At 38.6% G+C, this 17,511-nt stretch carries 17 protein-coding genes and 1 riboswitch; of the genes, 9 read left to right on the top strand and 8 right to left on the bottom strand.

Features of this window, described 5'->3' with window-relative positions:
- The first annotated feature begins 287 nt into the window (after nt 1–287).
- Nucleotides 288–1,598, top strand: a complete 1,311-nt coding sequence (locus CRO54_RS07400; protein ID WP_097130517.1) for a glycine-rich protein — start codon at nt 288–290, stop codon at nt 1,596–1,598.
- 717 nt (nt 1,599–2,315) lie between these two features.
- Here the strand turns inward: CRO54_RS07400 and CRO54_RS07395 are convergent.
- Entirely contained in the window at nt 2,316–3,518 is a 1,203-nt protein-coding gene (locus CRO54_RS07395; RefSeq protein ID WP_097130515.1) for a serine hydrolase, read from the bottom strand.
- Between the two features lie 208 nt (nt 3,519–3,726).
- A riboswitch (cobalamin riboswitch) is annotated at nt 3,727–3,911 on the top strand.
- Between the two features lie 170 nt (nt 3,912–4,081).
- Between CRO54_RS07395 and CRO54_RS07390 the strand changes: the two genes are divergently transcribed.
- From CRO54_RS07390 to CRO54_RS07375, 4 genes are all read left to right on the top strand, one after another.
- Nucleotides 4,082–5,212 (top strand): YncE family protein, encoded by a 1,131-nt coding sequence (locus tag CRO54_RS07390; RefSeq protein ID WP_097130512.1) that lies wholly within the window; start codon nt 4,082–4,084, stop codon nt 5,210–5,212.
- 171 nt (nt 5,213–5,383) lie between these two features.
- Nucleotides 5,384–6,508 carry a PKD domain-containing protein gene (locus tag CRO54_RS07385; protein WP_097130510.1) on the top strand — a complete coding sequence of 375 codons (1,125 nt, stop codon included), beginning with the start codon at nt 5,384–5,386 and terminating at the stop codon, nt 6,506–6,508.
- Between the two features lie 172 nt (nt 6,509–6,680).
- Nucleotides 6,681–7,259, top strand: a complete 579-nt coding sequence (locus tag CRO54_RS07380; RefSeq protein WP_097130509.1) for a DUF6580 family putative transport protein — start codon at nt 6,681–6,683, stop codon at nt 7,257–7,259.
- Nucleotides 7,260–7,652: 393 nt separating this feature from the next.
- The gene (locus CRO54_RS07375; RefSeq protein WP_097130506.1) at nt 7,653–8,336 is read left to right on the top strand and encodes an SIR2 family NAD-dependent protein deacylase; all 684 of its coding nucleotides are present in this window, start codon (nt 7,653–7,655) and stop codon (nt 8,334–8,336) included.
- A 124-nt stretch (nt 8,337–8,460) separates the two neighbouring features.
- On the opposite strand, the gene CRO54_RS07370 is transcribed toward CRO54_RS07375, so the two are convergent.
- The 3 genes from CRO54_RS07370 to CRO54_RS07360 form a co-directional block, all read right to left on the bottom strand.
- Entirely contained in the window at nt 8,461–9,078 is a 618-nt protein-coding gene (locus CRO54_RS07370; protein ID WP_097130503.1) for an autotransporter outer membrane beta-barrel domain-containing protein, read from the bottom strand.
- Nucleotides 9,079–9,134: 56 nt separating this feature from the next.
- The gene (locus CRO54_RS07365; RefSeq protein WP_097130501.1) at nt 9,135–9,797 is read right to left on the bottom strand and encodes a YdeI/OmpD-associated family protein; all 663 of its coding nucleotides are present in this window, start codon (nt 9,795–9,797) and stop codon (nt 9,135–9,137) included.
- Between the two features lie 86 nt (nt 9,798–9,883).
- Entirely contained in the window at nt 9,884–10,414 is a 531-nt protein-coding gene (locus tag CRO54_RS07360) for an RNA methyltransferase (RefSeq protein ID WP_097130498.1), read from the bottom strand.
- Between the two features lie 188 nt (nt 10,415–10,602).
- Here CRO54_RS07360 and CRO54_RS07355 point away from each other — a divergent pair, with 188 nt between their 5' ends.
- From CRO54_RS07355 to CRO54_RS07340, 4 genes are read left to right on the top strand one after another with little or no spacing between them, the layout of a single operon-like run.
- Nucleotides 10,603–11,646, top strand: a complete 1,044-nt coding sequence (locus CRO54_RS07355) for an aldose epimerase family protein (RefSeq protein WP_097130495.1) — start codon at nt 10,603–10,605, stop codon at nt 11,644–11,646.
- Between the two features lie 18 nt (nt 11,647–11,664).
- On the top strand, nt 11,665–12,828 hold the full coding sequence (locus tag CRO54_RS07350; protein WP_097130492.1) for a glycosyltransferase family 87 protein: 1,164 nt from the start codon (nt 11,665–11,667) through the stop codon (nt 12,826–12,828).
- Complete coding sequence (locus CRO54_RS07345; RefSeq protein ID WP_097130490.1) at nt 12,825–13,751, top strand: glycosyltransferase family 2 protein; 927 nt, start codon at nt 12,825–12,827, stop codon at nt 13,749–13,751. Before CRO54_RS07350 ends, CRO54_RS07345 begins: the two co-directional genes overlap by 4 nt.
- A gap of 2 nt (nt 13,752–13,753) precedes the next feature.
- Nucleotides 13,754–14,530 carry a polysaccharide deacetylase family protein gene (locus tag CRO54_RS07340; protein WP_097130487.1) on the top strand — a complete coding sequence of 259 codons (777 nt, stop codon included), beginning with the start codon at nt 13,754–13,756 and terminating at the stop codon, nt 14,528–14,530.
- Here CRO54_RS07340 and CRO54_RS07335 read toward each other — a convergent pair.
- From CRO54_RS07335 to CRO54_RS07320, 4 genes are all read right to left on the bottom strand, one after another.
- Nucleotides 14,520–15,014 (bottom strand): GtrA family protein, encoded by a 495-nt coding sequence (locus CRO54_RS07335; RefSeq protein WP_097130484.1) that lies wholly within the window; start codon nt 15,012–15,014, stop codon nt 14,520–14,522. The genes CRO54_RS07340 and CRO54_RS07335 overlap by 11 nt on opposite strands.
- Nucleotides 15,015–15,018: 4 nt before the next feature.
- Nucleotides 15,019–15,891: a nucleoside phosphorylase gene (locus CRO54_RS07330; protein WP_097130481.1), complete on the bottom strand. Its 873-nt coding sequence runs from the start codon at nt 15,889–15,891 to the stop codon at nt 15,019–15,021.
- 124 nt (nt 15,892–16,015) lie between these two features.
- Nucleotides 16,016–16,630 (bottom strand): IMPACT family protein, encoded by a 615-nt coding sequence (locus CRO54_RS07325; protein ID WP_097130479.1) that lies wholly within the window; start codon nt 16,628–16,630, stop codon nt 16,016–16,018.
- Entirely contained in the window at nt 16,620–17,486 is an 867-nt protein-coding gene (locus CRO54_RS07320; RefSeq protein WP_097130476.1) for an EamA family transporter, read from the bottom strand. The genes CRO54_RS07325 and CRO54_RS07320 overlap by 11 nt, the downstream gene beginning before the upstream one ends.
- Nucleotides 17,487–17,511: the final 25 nt, after the last annotated feature.

Here is a 17,511-nt window from a genome sequence, read left to right as displayed (position 1 = left end):
GAAGCGTAGGGTTAAGCGTGAAGCAATCTCTACAATCTTAGCTTTTTCAGAAAAGCTTATTGGCCATTAAGTTAAGTATATAATACACCTTACATCATGCAAGCAGTACTTTTTTTAGGCTATCAAATTTAGATGATTTATTCCATTTAGTTGTGAAAAAGTGGGTTTAGTTTGTAATTTTAGCAACGTGTAAACTAAGAGGTGATTGATGTAACCCCTAAGCCATTAGGGATCAACATTTTCATTCGAGGTTTGTAATTGAAAATATTTTTAAGCTAATAGATTTTATGAAGAAACACTACGTTCTATTTTTAGGAATGGCATTCTGCGCATTCCCAACCGTGTCACTGTTGGCACAAACTGTAAGGAATTTTACTTACACAGGGTCGGTTCAAACTTTTAACGTCCCAGCGGGGGTAACATCCGTTACTATTACGGCGATTGGAGCAGGAGGAGCTTTAAGCACAACAAACGCCACCGCTGGTAATGGGGCTTCGGTAACTGGTACCAAAATAGTGGCGCCAGGCGATGTTTTAAATATTTATGTGGGAGGTAAAGGGACTACGGTTACCAATGCTGGGTCTGTTGCTACATCTGGAGGTTTCAATGGCGGCGGTAACGGCGGTTATGATGCAGCTACAGCTTACAGTCCCCAGTTGCACGGAGGCGGTGGTGGTGGTGCCTCAGATGTTAGGCTTAATGGCACTGCACTAAGCGATAGGATTATTGTTGCTGCTGGTGGAGGCGGAGCAGGTCCAAACGGTGGTAACGGTGGTAATGGAGGTATCAACAGCGGAGCTAACGGGACAACGAGTAATCCTGAAGGCGGTGGCTACGGAGGAAGCCAGTTTGCCGGAGGTATTGCTGGACTCTATAGTATTTATGATTCAACTGATGGAGCTTTGGGTATGGGTGGAAACGGAAGTACGGGAGCAACGATGAGGGTTGGCGCTGGCGGTGGCGGTGGCGGTTATTATGGCGGTGGTGGTGGTACCACCCGTTATAATAGAATTAACGATACTGGTTCTGGCGGCGGCGGTGGTTCATCTTATATTGTAGGTCTTACCGATGTTGCCACAGTTGCTGGTCTAAATGCTAATGAAGGCTCGATATCAATTACTTATGATGGTGCTGTACTACCCGTAAAACTAACTCATTTTTCTGCTAGCCTTAATAAGGCGGGCTTGCTAAAGGCAGAATGGAAAACAGCTTCTGAAACTAATAATAGCCATTTTATACTACAAAGCTCTGTAGATGGTAAAACTTGGGAGAATTTAGTTCGTAAAGATGCTGCTGCTAATGGCGCTACAGGGGCATCTTATCAGGTAGAAGTAAATTTGGCTACACTTAGCTTGGCAGGTTTTGGTTTGTTAGGTATCCTGTTATTGCCTTTTTCTAACAGACGCTACCGTATCCTAGCCATAGTGGCGGTATTTGCATTGTTTGCTGCTTCTTGTGCAAAAGATAGCAGTTTGAACCAGGTTAACCTTGAATCTGGAAAAATCGGTAAAGATAGTACTGTTTATTTAAGACTGGCGCAGGTAGATTTAGATGGAACTACTACTTATAGCGATCCTATATTAGTAAAAGCTAACTGATAGCTTAAGAATTTAAGTTAACAGGGCAAATGGCTACAATCATTTGCCCTGTTTTTTTTACCCAATAATCAATGAGGAGATTTACGATTGCTCCGTGGTTGGTAATATCATTAATCATTTAATAGATAGTGGGATTATAATTATGGATTACAGATCCATTTCTACGTGGGTACGGGATTACAAACCGAGCAGTCGCGAGCTCACAGCGTAATCCCGACCAGCAGAAAGATGCAAATTCAGAGATTCCTCCGCTGCGGTCGCAATGACGGAAATAAGTGCGTCATTGCGAACTGAAGCGTACGGCTAAGCTGGGAGAGTGAAGCAATCTCTCCAATCCTTGCCCTAGTTCATCAATCATTTTTCAGATATTATAATTATGGATTACAGATCCATTTTTACGTGGGTACAGGATTACGAACCGAGCAGTTGCGAGCTCACAGCGTAATCGCTACCAGCATGGTAGGCCATTGGCGTACTTTAAAAAAGTTAGGCACTATGTGTCCTCCCTTTGGAGCGCTTTTCCCGATTTATTCGGGAGGGTAGGGGGAGGAATGATGGGCAATGAGCTAATGAACGAATAGATTAATTTAACGCACATTGAGTTCAAAAATTCCTCTACTACGGTCGGAATGACGATGGAGGGTGAGGCAGTGAGCTAATGAACCTAATGAACCTAATGAACCAATTACAAATAAACTAATAAACCAAGCCTAATTCCTATTTCCTTTGCAACTCATATTCATAAATACTACGACCTAGATTTTTCATAAAAGGGTAGCAAACGGTTTCGTATTCATATTTGCCATCGTTGTAGATACCGTCTTCGTTGCTTTGTACTACTGCAGTGAGGAAGAACTCAATTTTGTTCTTAGCATCTACGATATAGGCATTGTCGATAATGAAGCCATAGCTATCACCATATTTGTTGAAGATTTGGATGCTAGGGTCAATCACCGCATTCTTTTCCCTGCCATAGAACAGCATTTTGGCATAAGCCGGCCAAAACTCTTTGGGGTCGTATTTAGGCTCATCGCTTTCTGTTGGCAATTTGCTCATGTAGGTGTAGATAAACTGATAATCTGCTTTAGTAAGCTTAAAACGTTCTTTAGCGGGGTAAGCTTCTGGAGTCATTAAACGCTTCATTAACTTTTGCTGGTCGGCAATGGTGAACACGTTTTTGTTGGCGAAACTGTAGGGTTTGTTCACCAATTGTTCATTACTATCCATATAACCAATACCTACAATGAGGTTGCTGAGTGGCAACGGATAATCCTTGGTATCGTATTGGGCAGCTTGGGTGTAAACGAGCTTTTCGCCATTGTAGAAACGGATAGGATTGGTGTTCTTTTCTCGTTCGCCACCATCGCCTATGGCTAAACGGTTAAGGATACGACTATCGCTCATGCCGTACTTTTTGAGTTTGGCATTCATTTCAGCCCTGCCGATAAATTCAAATAAGCGGTTGTAGGCATCGTTATCGCTGGTAAGCAATATCTTTTTGATGTAATGGGCAATGGTAGGTTTGCCATTAGCCGCACTGGTATCTTGTGTTACAGGAGTTTGTCCTGTAAATGCAGTATCGGTAATCATGGTGCTGTTGGCCGTTAGTTCAGCTACTTTTAGCTCATTGATTTTCTCTAGAGCAAAGATAACGGCAGCAAGTTTTACCGTGCTTGCCGGGTAGAAATAGTGTTGAGGGTTAATGCGATAACTAAAGGTTTTGAAGCTAGGCTTGTTGCTTTTGTCGCGGTTAACCTGCGTGTACATAATTTGTACTTCGTTTTTATGGGGATGGTTTAAGATGCCCGAAAATAACTCTGGTTTGCTTGCTAAAAGTTGTTTAAGAAATAGGGTGTCGGTTTGCTGTGCCATAGTGCTCATGCTAATCAGTAACAATAGAAAAGTGATTGCTTTTTGCATAGTTGTAGGGTTGATAGGTAAAGATAGGGATATAAGTAGTAAGTGTTAAGTAGTAAGTTATAAGTTGTAAGTTTTAAGTGGAAAGTAATACGTTTTACGTTTCGGATTATGCTGTTACCCCATTGAACCCAATCAAATCATCGGATACCAAATTAACGAATAGCGACTATCAAAACGACAAACGAATAAAAAACTCACCTTTTTTACCTACCTTTGCAGCGCTTTTGGTTTCCGAGTAATATCGGGATTAAAAGGGAATACGGTGTGAATCCGTAACTGTCCCGCAGCTGTAAGCTCTGTAACTGTTACCATTCTCAGCCACTTTCTAATCGTAGAAGGGAAGGCGGTACACAGGGAGTAAGTCAGAAGACCTGCCTTTAGCGTATTAAAGATTCATAGCTTTCGGGGATTGAAGCTAGGAGTGATGTGCCAGTATTTTACTTGCTCCTTAATTTCTGTTTGTTGTGGTGTATACCATAAATTACAATCAACCAAACAACCTTTGCGAAGGCCTTGTTGCTTGTTTTATGGTTTGTTGTGAAAAGAATTAAAATTAAATAAATATGAATACAAAGAATTACTTGAAATTTAATCTTGTTGTTTTAACTGCTTTTGCGATGCTGCTAAGTGCTTGTAAAAAAGACAGGGTAGAAACGGTATATGAAAGAGAAGTGGTTACGAAAGGCATTTATGTGCTAAACGAGGGTACCATGGGCAGCGGTAACAGCAGTATTAGCTATTATGATCTTGATAAAAAGACAGTAGTAGCTGATTTTTATCAACAAGTAAATGGTAGCAAGTTAGGAGAAACCGCTAACGATTTGAAAATCTACGGAAGTAAAATGTATTGCGTGGTTAGTGGCATTCAGGGAGAAGCTAAATCTTTTGTTGATGTGATGGATGCTGCTACGGCTAAAACCATTAAGAGAATTTCATTTAATAACGTAATTGAAGGCCGATTGCCAAAAGATATTACATTCTATAAAAATAAAGCTTATGTTTCTAGCTACGATGGAACAATTAGTCGTATTGACACCACCACTTTAAATATTGATGGGCAACTTCAATTAATGAATGGAACTGAAAATGCAGGAGGTTTAGAAGGTGCGGCAATAGCTAATGGAAAACTTTACGTAAATAACTCTGTTCATCCGAGCTATCCAAATAGCTTAAAAGATAAGGTAACCGTAATTGACTTAGCTACTTTTACTAAGACAAAAGATATTACAGTAACTCTTAATCCTGTAAGGATAGCAGTAGCAGCAAACGGAGATTTGTTAGTTGTTTCTTGGGGTAACTTTGGTAATATCGCAGCATCTTTGCAGAAAATAAGTACTGTAACTGATGCCGTAACTGGTACGTATACACCAAATGCTAATGCCTTGGCAATAGGTCAAAATGCTGCATATTTATCTACAGGTTGGGGCACTGAGGTGATTTCTTTTAATGTTGGAACTGGTACAGCTGGTGCAAGTTTTGTTAAAGGACCTGTTACCCTTGGTAGTGTGAATGGGATTACAGTGAATCCTCTTGATCAGAGTGTTGTTGTAGCTGATGCTGTAAGTTATGGTAATAGTACAAGCAAAACTTATGTACTAGATAAGGATGGAAATTTAAAATATAGTTTCGATACTGGTACTACTCCTAAAACAGCCGCATTTAATTATCGTACTAGGTTTATTTCGAACAATTAAGAATTTCGTTAATCGTTCTTCGTCTATAGTTTATCGAAGAACGATTAACGAATATAGAACAACGAAATCGATCAGCAACTTGTAGTCAAATCTTTCGGAATTCTGGCCTTCCAGACCATTTACCATTAACTATTAACTTTCCGCTATTAGCAACTAGCGAACAACAAAGACATGAATAAATATTTTTTACTTTCCTTCGTACTTCTAGCCTTATTATTTTCTTGTAGTAAAGACGAGAAAGAGCTGTTTCCAGATTTAAGAATGGCAGTGACCGATAAGGTATCCACGGTTGCCGTAAATACCGAGAAAACGTTTGCCGTAAACATCGCCGATGGCAAAACTTTAAGCAACGAATGGATTTTGAACGAGGTTGTGGTAGGTAAAGAAACAAGCTATACCTTTAAACCTACTCTAGCTGGTGATTACACCTTGGTATATAAGGGAAGCAATCATCTAGGAAGTTTCTCTTACACTTATCAAATTAATGTGCCTGTACCTGTAATTGAGCCTGGAGCCAATAGTAGTAAATACATTAGCAGGGTTTTCGAATACTTGCCAGCACCCGGACAACATATTAACCAAGCTACAGTTGGTTCTCCAGAACAAGCGCAAAAGTTAGTAGGAAGTATCGCTAATTCAGTTTCTTTAGGCGGCTTTGGTGGTTACATCATTTTTGGTTTCGACCACTCTGTTAAAAACCAAGAAGGTGCAGATTTTGGTGTTTATGGTAATCCCTTCACACCTTCTTTCCATTTTTCTGAGCCTGGAATTGTAATGGTGAGCCAAGATAAAAATGGAAATGGCTTGCCAGATGATGAATGGTTTGAGTTGGCAGGTAGCGAGTATAGCAAAGCAACCACCATTAAGAACTACGAGATTACCTATACCAATCCAAAGGCTGCTGCAAATGTAACTTGGACAGATAACCAAGGTAAGTCTGGCGAAGTAATCAATATCTCAAGAGGTGCAAGAAACTACTATCCTTTATTTGCTGCTAATCAAGACAAAATTACGTTTAAAGGAACATTGTTGCCTTCTACTTTAAGTACTAGTGGTTTGATCACGAATGCTCCTTTCGAATGGGGGTATACTGATAGTTATTCTTCTGGAGATGATTATGCGACTAAAGGATATAACAGTTTTGACCTTTCTTGGGCGGTAGATAAAGACGGTAAAAAGATTACTTTAAAGACGGTAGATTTTATTAAGGTTTACACTGCGCAAAACGTTAATGCTGGTGCTCTAGGAGAAATCTCAACAGATATTAAGGGTGCAGTTGATTTGAGTATTAAGTAAGAACGTCTGTAGAACAACGACGAACGAGCAACAATTACGGGTAAAGAAGTAGATAGAACTACTACTTCCCGTCTTTAGAACTTTCTTGATTACAACATCAATAACCATTAACCATCACTATCTTCTTTTTCCTAAATAGTTTGTTAACTTTGTACCTCAATTAGAATATCAGATGGAAAGAAAATCAAACGCTAGATTACTTGTATTGCTCACTTTTGTTGCCTTTATTATAGGTTTAAGAATGGTTGCGCCACTTTCTCCAGATTTTAAATGGTTTGCCAATTTCTCTGGTGTAGGTGCGGTTGCTATTTTTAGCGGCAGTTATTTCAAGAATAGGTTTTCTGCCTATGTATTGCCAATGCTGGTTTTGTTGCTTAGCGATTTAGGTTTGGCCATGACCATGGGCGTTAACTACGGTTTTTACCAAGGTTGGTACTATACTTACATTGCCTTTGCTTTAATGGTATTGTCAGCACAATTGTTGGTGAACAAAGTAACTGTAACCAACGTATTTGCAGCGAGTTTAGTTGGTGTATTTATCCATTGGATTATTTCTGATTTTGGTGTTTGGTATGGTTCTACCTACTATCCGCAAACTTTAGCCGGTTTTTGGACTTGTTTGGTAGCTGCAATTCCTTTCGAACTTAATTTCCTTTACGGTACCCTAATTTACTCGGTAATTATGTTTGCAGGCTTCGAAGCATTGAAATCTAAATTCCCTTCTTTAGCACTAAGAACTGCGATTGCGTAGTTGTTTGAATATAGATATTGAAAGCCCTTTTGTAGCAACGCAAAAGGGCTTTTTTATGGTTAGCCTCATACCTAAGCAAGTTCGGTACAGGTTAGCCGGCTGAGCCTAATACTTTTTTCCGAACGCTTAAAGCGCTGTCCGGATTCGAATTTATTAGGTGAAGATTTGCCTGACCTCGAAAAGGTCATAAGATGATAGCAATTAAGTTTTTGGTTAGTTCGACCCTGATTGGGTCGTATTGTGGAATGGTCATGTGTAGCTATAAACGTTCAAATCCTACGGATTCTTGATTTGTTAACTCAGTAATCTGAGACTCTACCTTGTGCTGCTTTAATTACTGCTAACCTATTTGATCTGTGGCTAACCTTTGTCCTAATTTCTTAATTTTAAAGCATGAAAAAGAAGTTGGTAGTATTAACAGGTGCGGGTATCAGTGCAGAAAGTGGTTTAAAGACTTTCAGGGATGCAGATGGTTTATGGGAAGGCTACAATGTGCTCGATGTAGCTACGCCAGAGGCTTGGGCTCGTAACCCTGAATTGGTGCAGCGTTTTTACAACGAGCGCAGGAAGCAGGTTTTAGCTGCCCAACCTAACGATGCACACTTGCTATTGGCCAAATTGGAGGAGCAGTTCGATGTGGCTATTGTTACGCAAAACATAGATGATTTACATGAACGAGCGGGTTCTACCCATGTCACTCATTTACATGGTATCATTACCTATGCCCAGTCTTCCCGACGAGCTTCTTTAGTATATCCCATCAAGGGTGATGAAATTAAAATGGGAGAATTGTGTAAGTGGGGTTCTCAGTTAAGACCACATGTAGTCTGGTTTGGCGAAGCGGTGCCAATGATTGAAAGAGCTGCTGAGATTTGTGCAGAAGCAGACCTCTTCGTTTTGATAGATACTTCCTTAGCGGTTTACCCAGCTGCTGGCTTAATAGATTATGTTCCTCATACTGTTCCCAAATATATCATCGACCCTAAAATACCTCCCATTGCTGGCTTAAGTAATGTAGTTAAAATTGCAAAAAGTGCCACAGAAGGGGTGAAAGAATTGGTGGAGTTGTTGAGTTGAGGGGTGGGTTATGAGTTGCAAGTTACGGGTTACTAGTTACGAGTTGTGGATGGCAAAACTTAAACTCAGAAAAGCAAAATACCAGCTGTTTCATTAAAATTAGTACTTCGTTGAACTTATTTAGCTACTTGTTAAACAGTTTGCTCAAATTAGGTTTGATACCAAACGTTAAAGGAACGGTCGTAAGGTTTCTATTTTGTATCTTTTTAAACCCGTTCATATAACTAGCTTCTGTAAAAATAGATAAGCCACCCAAGCTGTACTCCACACCTGCACCACCTTCTGCAATGGGTAAAAGGTGACTTTCATTGCTCATGTGAACTTGCAAGGTAGCTTGGTTCACATCGGATTTAGGTGTTAAGATATAACCACCGCCTGCGCCAGCGAATCCATAAAATGCAAATTTCCCAACCATCTTTCGGTAGCCCAAAGCCACATTTAAAAGGTAAGTAGTCGCCCTTCCATTTTGGGTGGTATAGGTAAACCCTTCATCAGGTGTTTGCGCTCCATAAGAAAATGCATGTAAACTTACTTTTGGATAGAGAAATAAACCGCCTTCACCTAAACCTAAATTTAGCCCTAATGTGGTAGATATCTTAGGTCCGAAAACGTCCGATGCATCGCCAATGGGCATTGAAGTGCCAATACCGCTCACTGTATAAAGCTTATCTGTTCTGGTTTGCGCCAACACAGCCGAGGTTAATGTGAGAGATACGATAAGAAAAGCAAATAATCTACCCATAAAATGTCTTTTATTAAGAACATGGGTTAGAGCTTTTTTGTTTGGATTGTATCTTTTTACTTCTCAGATGGATTCTTTTTCTTCTCCAAAAGCTTGTTTATCATTTTACTGATTCGGTCTAGCCTAGTTTTCTCTTGTTTGGCGGTTACAATCCACAATACGTACTCTTTTCTGTGCGAGTAAGCGAGCTGTTCATAATAGGCTAATGCTGTGGGATGTTCTGCTAGGGAAGCTTTTAAGTCGTCTGGCAGGTGAACTATTTTGTTAGCTACATCAATGTATTTTCCATACTCATTATTGGCAATTTCGGCATTGCCCACACCAGATTTATTTTGGCTAGTAGCTGTTTTGATGCGAATGCCCGTCCATATTTCGTTAACTGCTGCCGAACCACAAGGAGCCAGGTGGTACTTCGATAAATCATCCCATGATTGCATCAGGTTTAAATCGGCTGCCAATGCAGTTTTTGCTTTAGGGTAGAAAATCCAAGCGATGGTTTGATCGTTAACAGATGCTTGGATTGATTCCAATGCTACAAACATATCAGCTTTAGTAATTGCAAAAACGAGGTAAGCATCACTGTTTGGCTTCGTTTGATAACTAAACTCAACCGTGTTGGGGATATCTCCAAATATAGCGGCCACATTTTCTGGTGCATTGATTACACTCACTTTAAAGCTCGGTTTAATCTGTAGCTTCTTTAAGAATTGATTCTCCATGTTTGGTTTGGTTATGGTTTTTGTAGTTATGGTTCTGGTTGTTTGCCGTGTGGGCTCGTAACTCAAAACCTGTAGCTGGTAACTGCTTATAATTTCATTTTAGCAAAGAAATCCCAAAGTACAATTCCCGCTGATATTACAATGTTGAAGGAATGTTTGGTGCCAAACTGTGGTATTTCAATACATTTATCTATTTGCTGCATTGCTTCGTCGCTCACACCATTTACTTCATTGCCAAATATCAATACATATTTTTCGTCTAAAGTAGGTTGGTTTTTATTGAGCATTACGCTGTTTTGCGCTTGTTCAATCGCAATGATTTGATAACCTAATGATCTGTATTTTTCAATGGCAGTTAGCGTATCGTCCATATGTTCCCATTCTACAGATTGTGTTGCACCTAAAGCTGTTTTCTCAATTTCGCGGTGCGGTGGTTGTGCGGTAATACCACAAAGCACTACTTTTTCTACAGAAAAGCCATCAGCAGTTCTAAAAACAGAACCCACATTGTGCATACTGCGTACATTATCCAACATAATTACTACAGGAAGCTTTTCTTGTGCTTTGAAACCTTCTATATCCACTCTGTTGAGCTCGTCTAATTTTAATTTTTTCATTTTTAATGCTGTCGTTGTTCGGTAGTAGTTGCTCGTTAATCTAGAAACGAAATACGAAATTCCTTGCTCTTTGTTTCTTGCTTCCCGCAGTTTCGGGATTTAGCTCCACTCAACCTTAATCTTTGCTCAAGTGCTGATATTTAATTATTATTGTATTCCTTAAAAAAAGAAGGCCTAAGATAAGAATAATGAAAGCAAACCAAATAACTACAGGGATATTAGTCGATGAAAAAGAAGTAATAGCGGTAGAACTTAGCAACAGTCAAGGCACTTACGTTAAATTGTTTAACTACGGTGCGATCATCAACAAATTTGTAGTTAAAAATGCCAAAGGCGAAGCTCAAGATATCGTTTTAGGTTTCGATGATTTTGAAGGCTATATCAGCGAAGATTACTTGGCAAACTATCCTTATTTTGGTGCAGTTATAGGTAGGTATGCCAATAGAATTAAAAATGGTGAATTTACAGTAGAGGATGTGACTTATCAAGTGCCTCAAAATAATGGGAATGATTGTTTGCATGGTGGTGACGCCGGTTTTGATAAGAAAGTTTGGGATATTATTGAGCTGACGGAAACACCCAACCCATCGGTGGTTTTTCACTACTACAGCGAAGATGGAGAAGAGGGCTTTCCTGGAGATTTAGCGGTACAATTAAGAATTACGCTCACCGAGAATAATGAGCTGATTTTAACCTATCAGGCTGATACCGATGAAGCTACGCCAATTAACTTAACCCATCATAGTTACTTCAATTTATCGCCAAATGGAGGTGACATTAAATCTCATTACCATCAAATGAATGCTGCTAATTGGTTGGAGCAGGATGATAATTTTGTAGTGACTGGTAAGCTCATTCCAGTAGAAGGAACTGCTCACGATTTTAGAAAAGGCAAAGTTTTTAGCGAAGGTTGGGACGAGGTAAACGGCTATGATCAAACTTACGTATTGGATAAAACTTACGGTGATTTAACTTTAGCAAGCAAGACCTCAAGCGAAGAGAGCGGCTTAACCCTTTCAGTATACACTACAGAGCCGGTAGCACATTTGTATACCGCAAAACATTTGAATGTGAAAAATGGTAAAGGCGGAAAATCTTACGGGGAATTCGGTGCCTTCTGCGTAGAGACCCAACATGCGCCTAATTCTATCAATATTGATGAATTCCCAACAACTATTTTGCAGCCTGAGCAAATCTACCATCAAACTACAATTTATAAGGTTACTTTATAGCGTCTCAATAGCTCTGCCATGAATTTTCTGAAAAAACTAATCAACGATAGGAGATTTATATTTTTCGTTTGGATATTGCTAGCTATTATCGCGGGTTTAAAGCAATATACTAAAGGTTCTTATAACAACTACCTCATTTTTAAGCATGTTTATATTCATGCTATAGAACGTTTAAATCTGTATCTAACCTATCCAGAGCAATATGGAGATACCAATCATTATGGTCCATTTTTTTCTTTACTAATTGCACCTTTTGCTGTTTTGCCAGATGCTATTGGGACTATACTTTGGCAAATAGCTAATACTGTTTTTTTATATTTTGCTATTAAACAGCTGCCTTTAGCTTACAGAAAGGTTAATGCTGTTTATTGGATTATCGCCCACGAACTATTAACAGCTTTGTTCAGTTTTCAATTTAATATTTCTATCGCAGCCATTATTGTGCTAACCTTTGCATTGATAGAAAAGCAAAAGAATTTTTGGGCGGCTATGTTAATTATGCTCGGTACTTTTGTGAAGCTGTATGGTATCGTAGGTTTAGCATTTTTCTTTTTCGTAAAGAAAAAATGGACTTTCATTGCTTCTTGTGTGATATGGGCATTGGTGTTTTTCGTATTGCCAATGGTGTTTTTTTCTCCGGGTTATATTTTTCAATGTTACCAAGATTGGTATCAATCATTATCAGAAAAACAAGCGTTAAATGCAAGTCTAACTTCTATGCAAGATATTTCGTTAATGGGCATGGTAAGGCGTATCACTGGTAATATTAGTATTCCTAATCTTCCATTTTTGGCAGGTGGATTAGTGCTTTTTGCTCTTCCTTATTTACGTGTCAAAGCGTATAGCAACCTGGATTTTAGATTGCTGTACTTAGCCTCTACCTTAATATTTGCGGTTATCTTTAGCAACTCATCCGAGTCGCCAACTTATGTAATAGCCTTTACTGGTGTTGCAATATGGTTTATGGTTCAAGATAGACCTTACAGCTCTTGGTTAGTTGTGTTGTTCGTATTTGCACTATTGCTCACTAGTTTTTCTCCTTCAGATTTGTTCCCTAAATTTGTCAGAGAAAATTATATCAAACCCTATTCTTTAAAGGCACTGCCTTGTATACTCGTGTGGTTAGTGATTTCTTATCAGTTGATATTTAAGAAGTTTGACCAGGTAAATGCAAATACATGAAAAAACTGATTTCTATAGTTATCCCTGCACACAATGAAGAAGAAAACATTGTGGTAATTGTTTCTAGAATAGAACAGGTTTTTGATGCGCTTTCCTATAATTATGAGATTATTGTAGTGGATGATGGTGGCTCTGACGGAACATTGAATGTAGTTCAGCAAATTGCTGCAAATGACCCGAGGGTGTTTTACATAGAGTTATCTAGAAATTTCGGTCATCAATCGGCTTTGAAAGCTGGTTTAGATAGGGCACATGGCGATTGTGTGATTTCTTTAGATGCAGATTTACAGCACCCACCAGAGTTGTTTGTAGAAATGATTCAGAAATGGGAAGAGGGATATGATGTTGTTTACACTAGAAGGGAAGAAGACCCAACTTTGCCCGCCAGCAAACGAAAAACATCTAGATATTTCTATCAGTTGTTAAATGCTTTATCAGAAACAGAAATAGAACAAGGTACCGCTGATTTTAGGTTAATGGATGCTAAGGTGGTACAAATATTTCGTGGATTTACAGAAAATGACCTTTTCATAAGAGGAATGGTAAAGTGGTTAGGCTTTAAGCAGTTTGCGATAGATTACATGCCAAGTAAGCGTTTTGCGGGAGCAAGCAAGTATAACCTGCGTAAAATGAGGAAATTGGCTGTGCAGGGGGTGACATCATTAAGTGTTAAGCCGCTTCATATGGCTGTTTATCTAGGTTTTTTTATTTCTTGCCTATCGTTGTTATATATCCCTTATGTAATTTATGCTTATTTTTTTACTAAGCATGTGAATGGATGGGCTTCAATAATTGTAACTGTAGCCTTTTTTGGTGGTTTGCAATTGGTGATTTTAGGTATTATCGGTATTTACATCGGTAAAATGTTCATGCAAGGAAAAAATCGTCCAACGTATATTATTAGATCTACCAACATTAAGTAAATATGGTATTATTGAGTTTTGATATCGAAGAATTTGATATGCCCTTTGAATATGGCAAAGAAATTTCTTTTGAAGATCAGATTAACATTTCTGTAGAAGGATGCCATACTATTTTAGATTTATTGGCTAAGCATGGCTTTAAAGCTACATTTTTTTCTACAGCAACGTTTGCCATCAATGCGCCAGATGTAATTCAGCGCATCAAAGTTGAAGGACACGAACTAGCTTCGCATACTTATTACCACTCTAAGTTCGAGAATAAAGATTTGCTTGCTTCTAGGTTGAAGTTGGAAGAGCTTTCTGGCTTACCTGTCAAAGGTTTTAGGATGCCAAGAATGGCACCTGTAAGTGAACAAGAAATTGAGGATGCTGGTTATATTTACAATAGTTCTATTAACCCTACTTTTTTACCGGGTAGATATAATAATCTACATATTCCCAGAACAGCTTTTAAGCAAGGTAAGGTGATTCAGTTGCCCGCCTCTGTTACGCCAATATTTAGAATCCCATTGTTTTGGCTATCCTTTCATAATTTCCCATTGTGGTACTATAAACACATCTTTAATAAAGCTTACCGTAAAGATGGTTACGTCAACATTTATTTTCATCCGTGGGAGTTTTTTGATTTGAACGACAAGGAGCGATTTGGCTTTCCTCGTTATGTAAGCAGAAACAGCGGAGTTAAAATGACCGAAAGACTGGATAACCTAATGGCATGGATGAAGAAAAATAATTATCCAACCCATACCATTTCTGAGTTTATAGCCACTATTGCTTAACCGTTTTAAACGTAAAATAAGTCTGGCAGAAATAAGCGTAAAGTGATAAAATCACAATGATGAACGCCTGTGAAGGCGTTGCCCAAAATTTAAGATAACCTACCAAAAAGTGTAGGAGTAGGTAATCAAATACAATACTCGACACCGTTACAAAAGCATAACGAAACAACTGTACACTGCCTTGTAGGTTAGATCGTTGGAAAACGACAAACTTATTGAGCGTAAATCCTACGGGAAAACTAATAGATAAGGCTAGCAGATAGGCAGCAATGTATCTAGTTACTGGATATCCCAAAAAATTGATGACTTCTCCTTCGAATATGAAATTATAAGCGACGTAAAAAAGCATGAGGTTTAAAGCAGCGTTGCTACCTCCACAAACTGCATAACGAAAGGTTTGTAAATCAAATACCTTCCTGAACGGAGGATAAAAGAAATCGATAATTGGAAGTAGAATATTCCTTAAACCTGTTGCAAACCCCATTGATTTATATGCGCTCTAGTATCGTTTTAATGGCTTTTTCTACGATGATGTTTGGATTGCTGCTAAACTCAAATTTTACACGGCTGGCTAAAATAGCATTAATGGATAAAGCTTTATGGCCAAGTGTTTTCGCTAAAGCATAAATGCCAGCAGTTTCCATTTCTAGGTTGGTAATTCGGTTATTGCCGCTTTTAAAACTATTGAGTTGACCAATGAAATTAGCTACCGCATTTTTTGCTCGCACTTGTCTTCCCTGTGGAGCGTAAAAGCCTGGTGCTGTAGACGTAATTCCAGTTGGCATGTCGTGAGCGAACTGTTTAATTAAGCTTTCGTCTGCTTTGGTTAAATAAGGTTTAATGCCTGCCAAGCCCGCAAAATGTGAATTCACATCGGTTAGTAAAGTTTGTTCCTCTAAGCTTAGTTCTTGTTCGTAATAATGCATCAGTGCATCGAAACCTAGGCCATAGGACGAAGCTAAAACAGTTCCCATAGGGATATCAGGTTGTACAGCTCCAGAAGTCCCAATTCTAATGATACTTAGCGATTTTAATTCTTTCTTTATGGTTCTGGTTTCAAAATCGATGTTCACCAAAGCATCTAATTCATTAAAAACGATATCGATGTTATCGGTACCAATACCTGTAGAAATAACCGTAATTCTTTTATCGCCAATATAACCTGTATGTGTAATGAATTCACGTTTGCCTTTCTTTAGCTCAATACGGTCGAAGTATTTGCTTACTTCAGGTACACGGTCTAAATCTCCTACGGTAATTACGGTATCCGCAATATCCTCGGGAAGTAAATTCAAGTGGTAGATACTTCCGTCTGGATTGATGATTAAATCAGCTTCTGATAATTTAGTTGATTGGTTCATTAGTTCATTTGGTTAATTGTTGAAACCGGTTATTTGTTTGAAATCGTGATTCGGTTAACTGTTAATTGCAAACTGATAACTGTAAACTACTTTCTACTGATCCCTGACAACTGATCCCTTATTTTTAAACAGTGCCTAAATATACAGTTTTCAAACCTTCGATTTTATCTAATTTGCCCATAACGATATTCAGATTAGCTTTTCTGACTTCGAAAGTTAGCTTGCAATACGTGTCGAAATTTTGGTTTAAGATGTTCAATTGCTCTTCTTTTATCACACGCATTACGTCGTTCATCAGTAAATAATCGAATTCTAATTCATAAACGTCATTTACTGTTTTGGTTACAATCTCAGCGGCATTTAGTGCTTCTACAGTAGCTGTTTTATAAGCATTGATTAAGCCAGTTACGCCTAATAAAGTACCACCAAAATAACGCACAACTACTACTAAAATATTGGTTACATCAGCAGACAGCAATGCATTTAAAATAGGTCTGCCAGCTGTTCCCGAAGGTTCACCGTCATCGTTGAATTTATGTACGTTTCTATCTGGTGTTAAGCGTAGCGCCCAACAAAAATGTCTGGCTTTACTATGTTCTGCTCGTAGTTTTGCTGTCAGCTCTTTAACTTCAGTCTCACTTTTTATGGGATAGGCATAGGCAATAAATTTACTGCCTTTGTCCCTAAAAATGCCTTCGCTTATTTGTGTAATGGTTTGATAGGTGTCGCTAAACAGCATAAATTTTGGATAGTGTAATGAGGATAATCGAAACAAGCGCTAATATTAAACCTAGGTAATTCCATCTGCTTAACCTTTCTCTAAAAACGAAGATGCCAATTAAAGTTCCTGCAATGATTACGCCCATGTTCATGGCTGCAAATACCGTAGAAGGGTTGTCATACATTTCCTTATGTGCCCTTAGGTAGAACAGGATATTGCCAAAGTTGAAGATGCCAAGTATACAGCCACAGAAGAAATTAACTAATTGCAGTTTGGTCTTTTTACGCCATACCAAGAAAAGCAGGTAAAGCAAAGAAAGCACAAATGCAATACAGTAGATGATAAATAACGATGTAGTGTAAGGAATAACGGTGATTTGACTCACCATTTTGAAGAGTACGTCAACAATGCCAAAACCCAAGAAAACCAATAACAGATAGAGCCAGCTTCTTTTACTGGTTACACGGTCGCTCTTTCTGTACATGGTAAAAATAATAGCAGCAAAGCCGAACACAATTCCTACTTCCTTATATCTGTCGAAATTTTCTTTGAACAAGAAATAAGCCGCACTCAATGAAATAAATAGAGATAAACGTTGGGCAATATCTGTTCTCGCCAATCCTGCGTTGCGCACCGATAAACCTAAAAAAATGAAAATACATGGCATTAAGATGCCTAACGTCAAGTAAATAGGAGAGATGTTAGCGACAGTTAGCGTAGAGAAATCAGGTTTGAAACACATCAAACTGAGTCCGATAGCAAAAAAATAGTTCCAAGTAATGGCTTGCGTAAGGTTAATTTGGTAACGCCTTGCCAGTTTAAACAAAACGCCAACCGTTACACTACAAATGATACTCAATACCAAATAAACCATGTTGTTTCTATAAAATCTTAGTAGT

The organism is Pedobacter xixiisoli (assembly GCF_900215335.1).
Lineage (GTDB): Bacteria > Bacteroidota > Bacteroidia > Sphingobacteriales > Sphingobacteriaceae > Pedobacter > Pedobacter xixiisoli.
Note: the sequence above shows the minus strand (reverse complement) of the source record. Positions and strands in the feature narration are given on the sequence as shown.

Excerpts from the sequence above, each read along its gene's own strand:
- CRO54_RS07325 (WP_097130479.1), bottom strand. The coding sequence starts at position 16,630 with ATGCTGTTTAGCGACACCTATCAAACCATTACACAAATAAGCGAAGGC.
- CRO54_RS07340 (WP_097130487.1), top strand. The coding sequence starts at position 13,754 with ATGGTATTATTGAGTTTTGATATCGAAGAATTTGATATGCCCTTTGAA.
- CRO54_RS07330 (WP_097130481.1), bottom strand. The coding sequence starts at position 15,891 with ATGAACCAATCAACTAAATTATCAGAAGCTGATTTAATCATCAATCCA.
- CRO54_RS07320 (WP_097130476.1), bottom strand. The coding sequence starts at position 17,486 with ATGGTTTATTTGGTATTGAGTATCATTTGTAGTGTAACGGTTGGCGTT.
- CRO54_RS07350 (WP_097130492.1), top strand. The coding sequence starts at position 11,665 with ATGAATTTTCTGAAAAAACTAATCAACGATAGGAGATTTATATTTTTC.
- CRO54_RS07385 (WP_097130510.1), top strand. The coding sequence starts at position 5,384 with ATGAATAAATATTTTTTACTTTCCTTCGTACTTCTAGCCTTATTATTT.
- CRO54_RS07375 (WP_097130506.1), top strand. The coding sequence starts at position 7,653 with ATGAAAAAGAAGTTGGTAGTATTAACAGGTGCGGGTATCAGTGCAGAA.
- CRO54_RS07360 (WP_097130498.1), bottom strand. The coding sequence starts at position 10,414 with ATGAAAAAATTAAAATTAGACGAGCTCAACAGAGTGGATATAGAAGGT.
- CRO54_RS07395 (WP_097130515.1), bottom strand. The coding sequence starts at position 3,518 with ATGCAAAAAGCAATCACTTTTCTATTGTTACTGATTAGCATGAGCACT.
- CRO54_RS07400 (WP_097130517.1), top strand. The coding sequence starts at position 288 with ATGAAGAAACACTACGTTCTATTTTTAGGAATGGCATTCTGCGCATTC.
- CRO54_RS07335 (WP_097130484.1), bottom strand. The coding sequence starts at position 15,014 with ATGGGGTTTGCAACAGGTTTAAGGAATATTCTACTTCCAATTATCGAT.
- CRO54_RS07345 (WP_097130490.1), top strand. The coding sequence starts at position 12,825 with ATGAAAAAACTGATTTCTATAGTTATCCCTGCACACAATGAAGAAGAA.
- CRO54_RS07380 (WP_097130509.1), top strand. The coding sequence starts at position 6,681 with ATGGAAAGAAAATCAAACGCTAGATTACTTGTATTGCTCACTTTTGTT.
- CRO54_RS07355 (WP_097130495.1), top strand. The coding sequence starts at position 10,603 with ATGAAAGCAAACCAAATAACTACAGGGATATTAGTCGATGAAAAAGAA.
- CRO54_RS07390 (WP_097130512.1), top strand. The coding sequence starts at position 4,082 with ATGAATACAAAGAATTACTTGAAATTTAATCTTGTTGTTTTAACTGCT.
- CRO54_RS07370 (WP_097130503.1), bottom strand. The coding sequence starts at position 9,078 with ATGGGTAGATTATTTGCTTTTCTTATCGTATCTCTCACATTAACCTCG.
- CRO54_RS07365 (WP_097130501.1), bottom strand. The coding sequence starts at position 9,797 with ATGGAGAATCAATTCTTAAAGAAGCTACAGATTAAACCGAGCTTTAAA.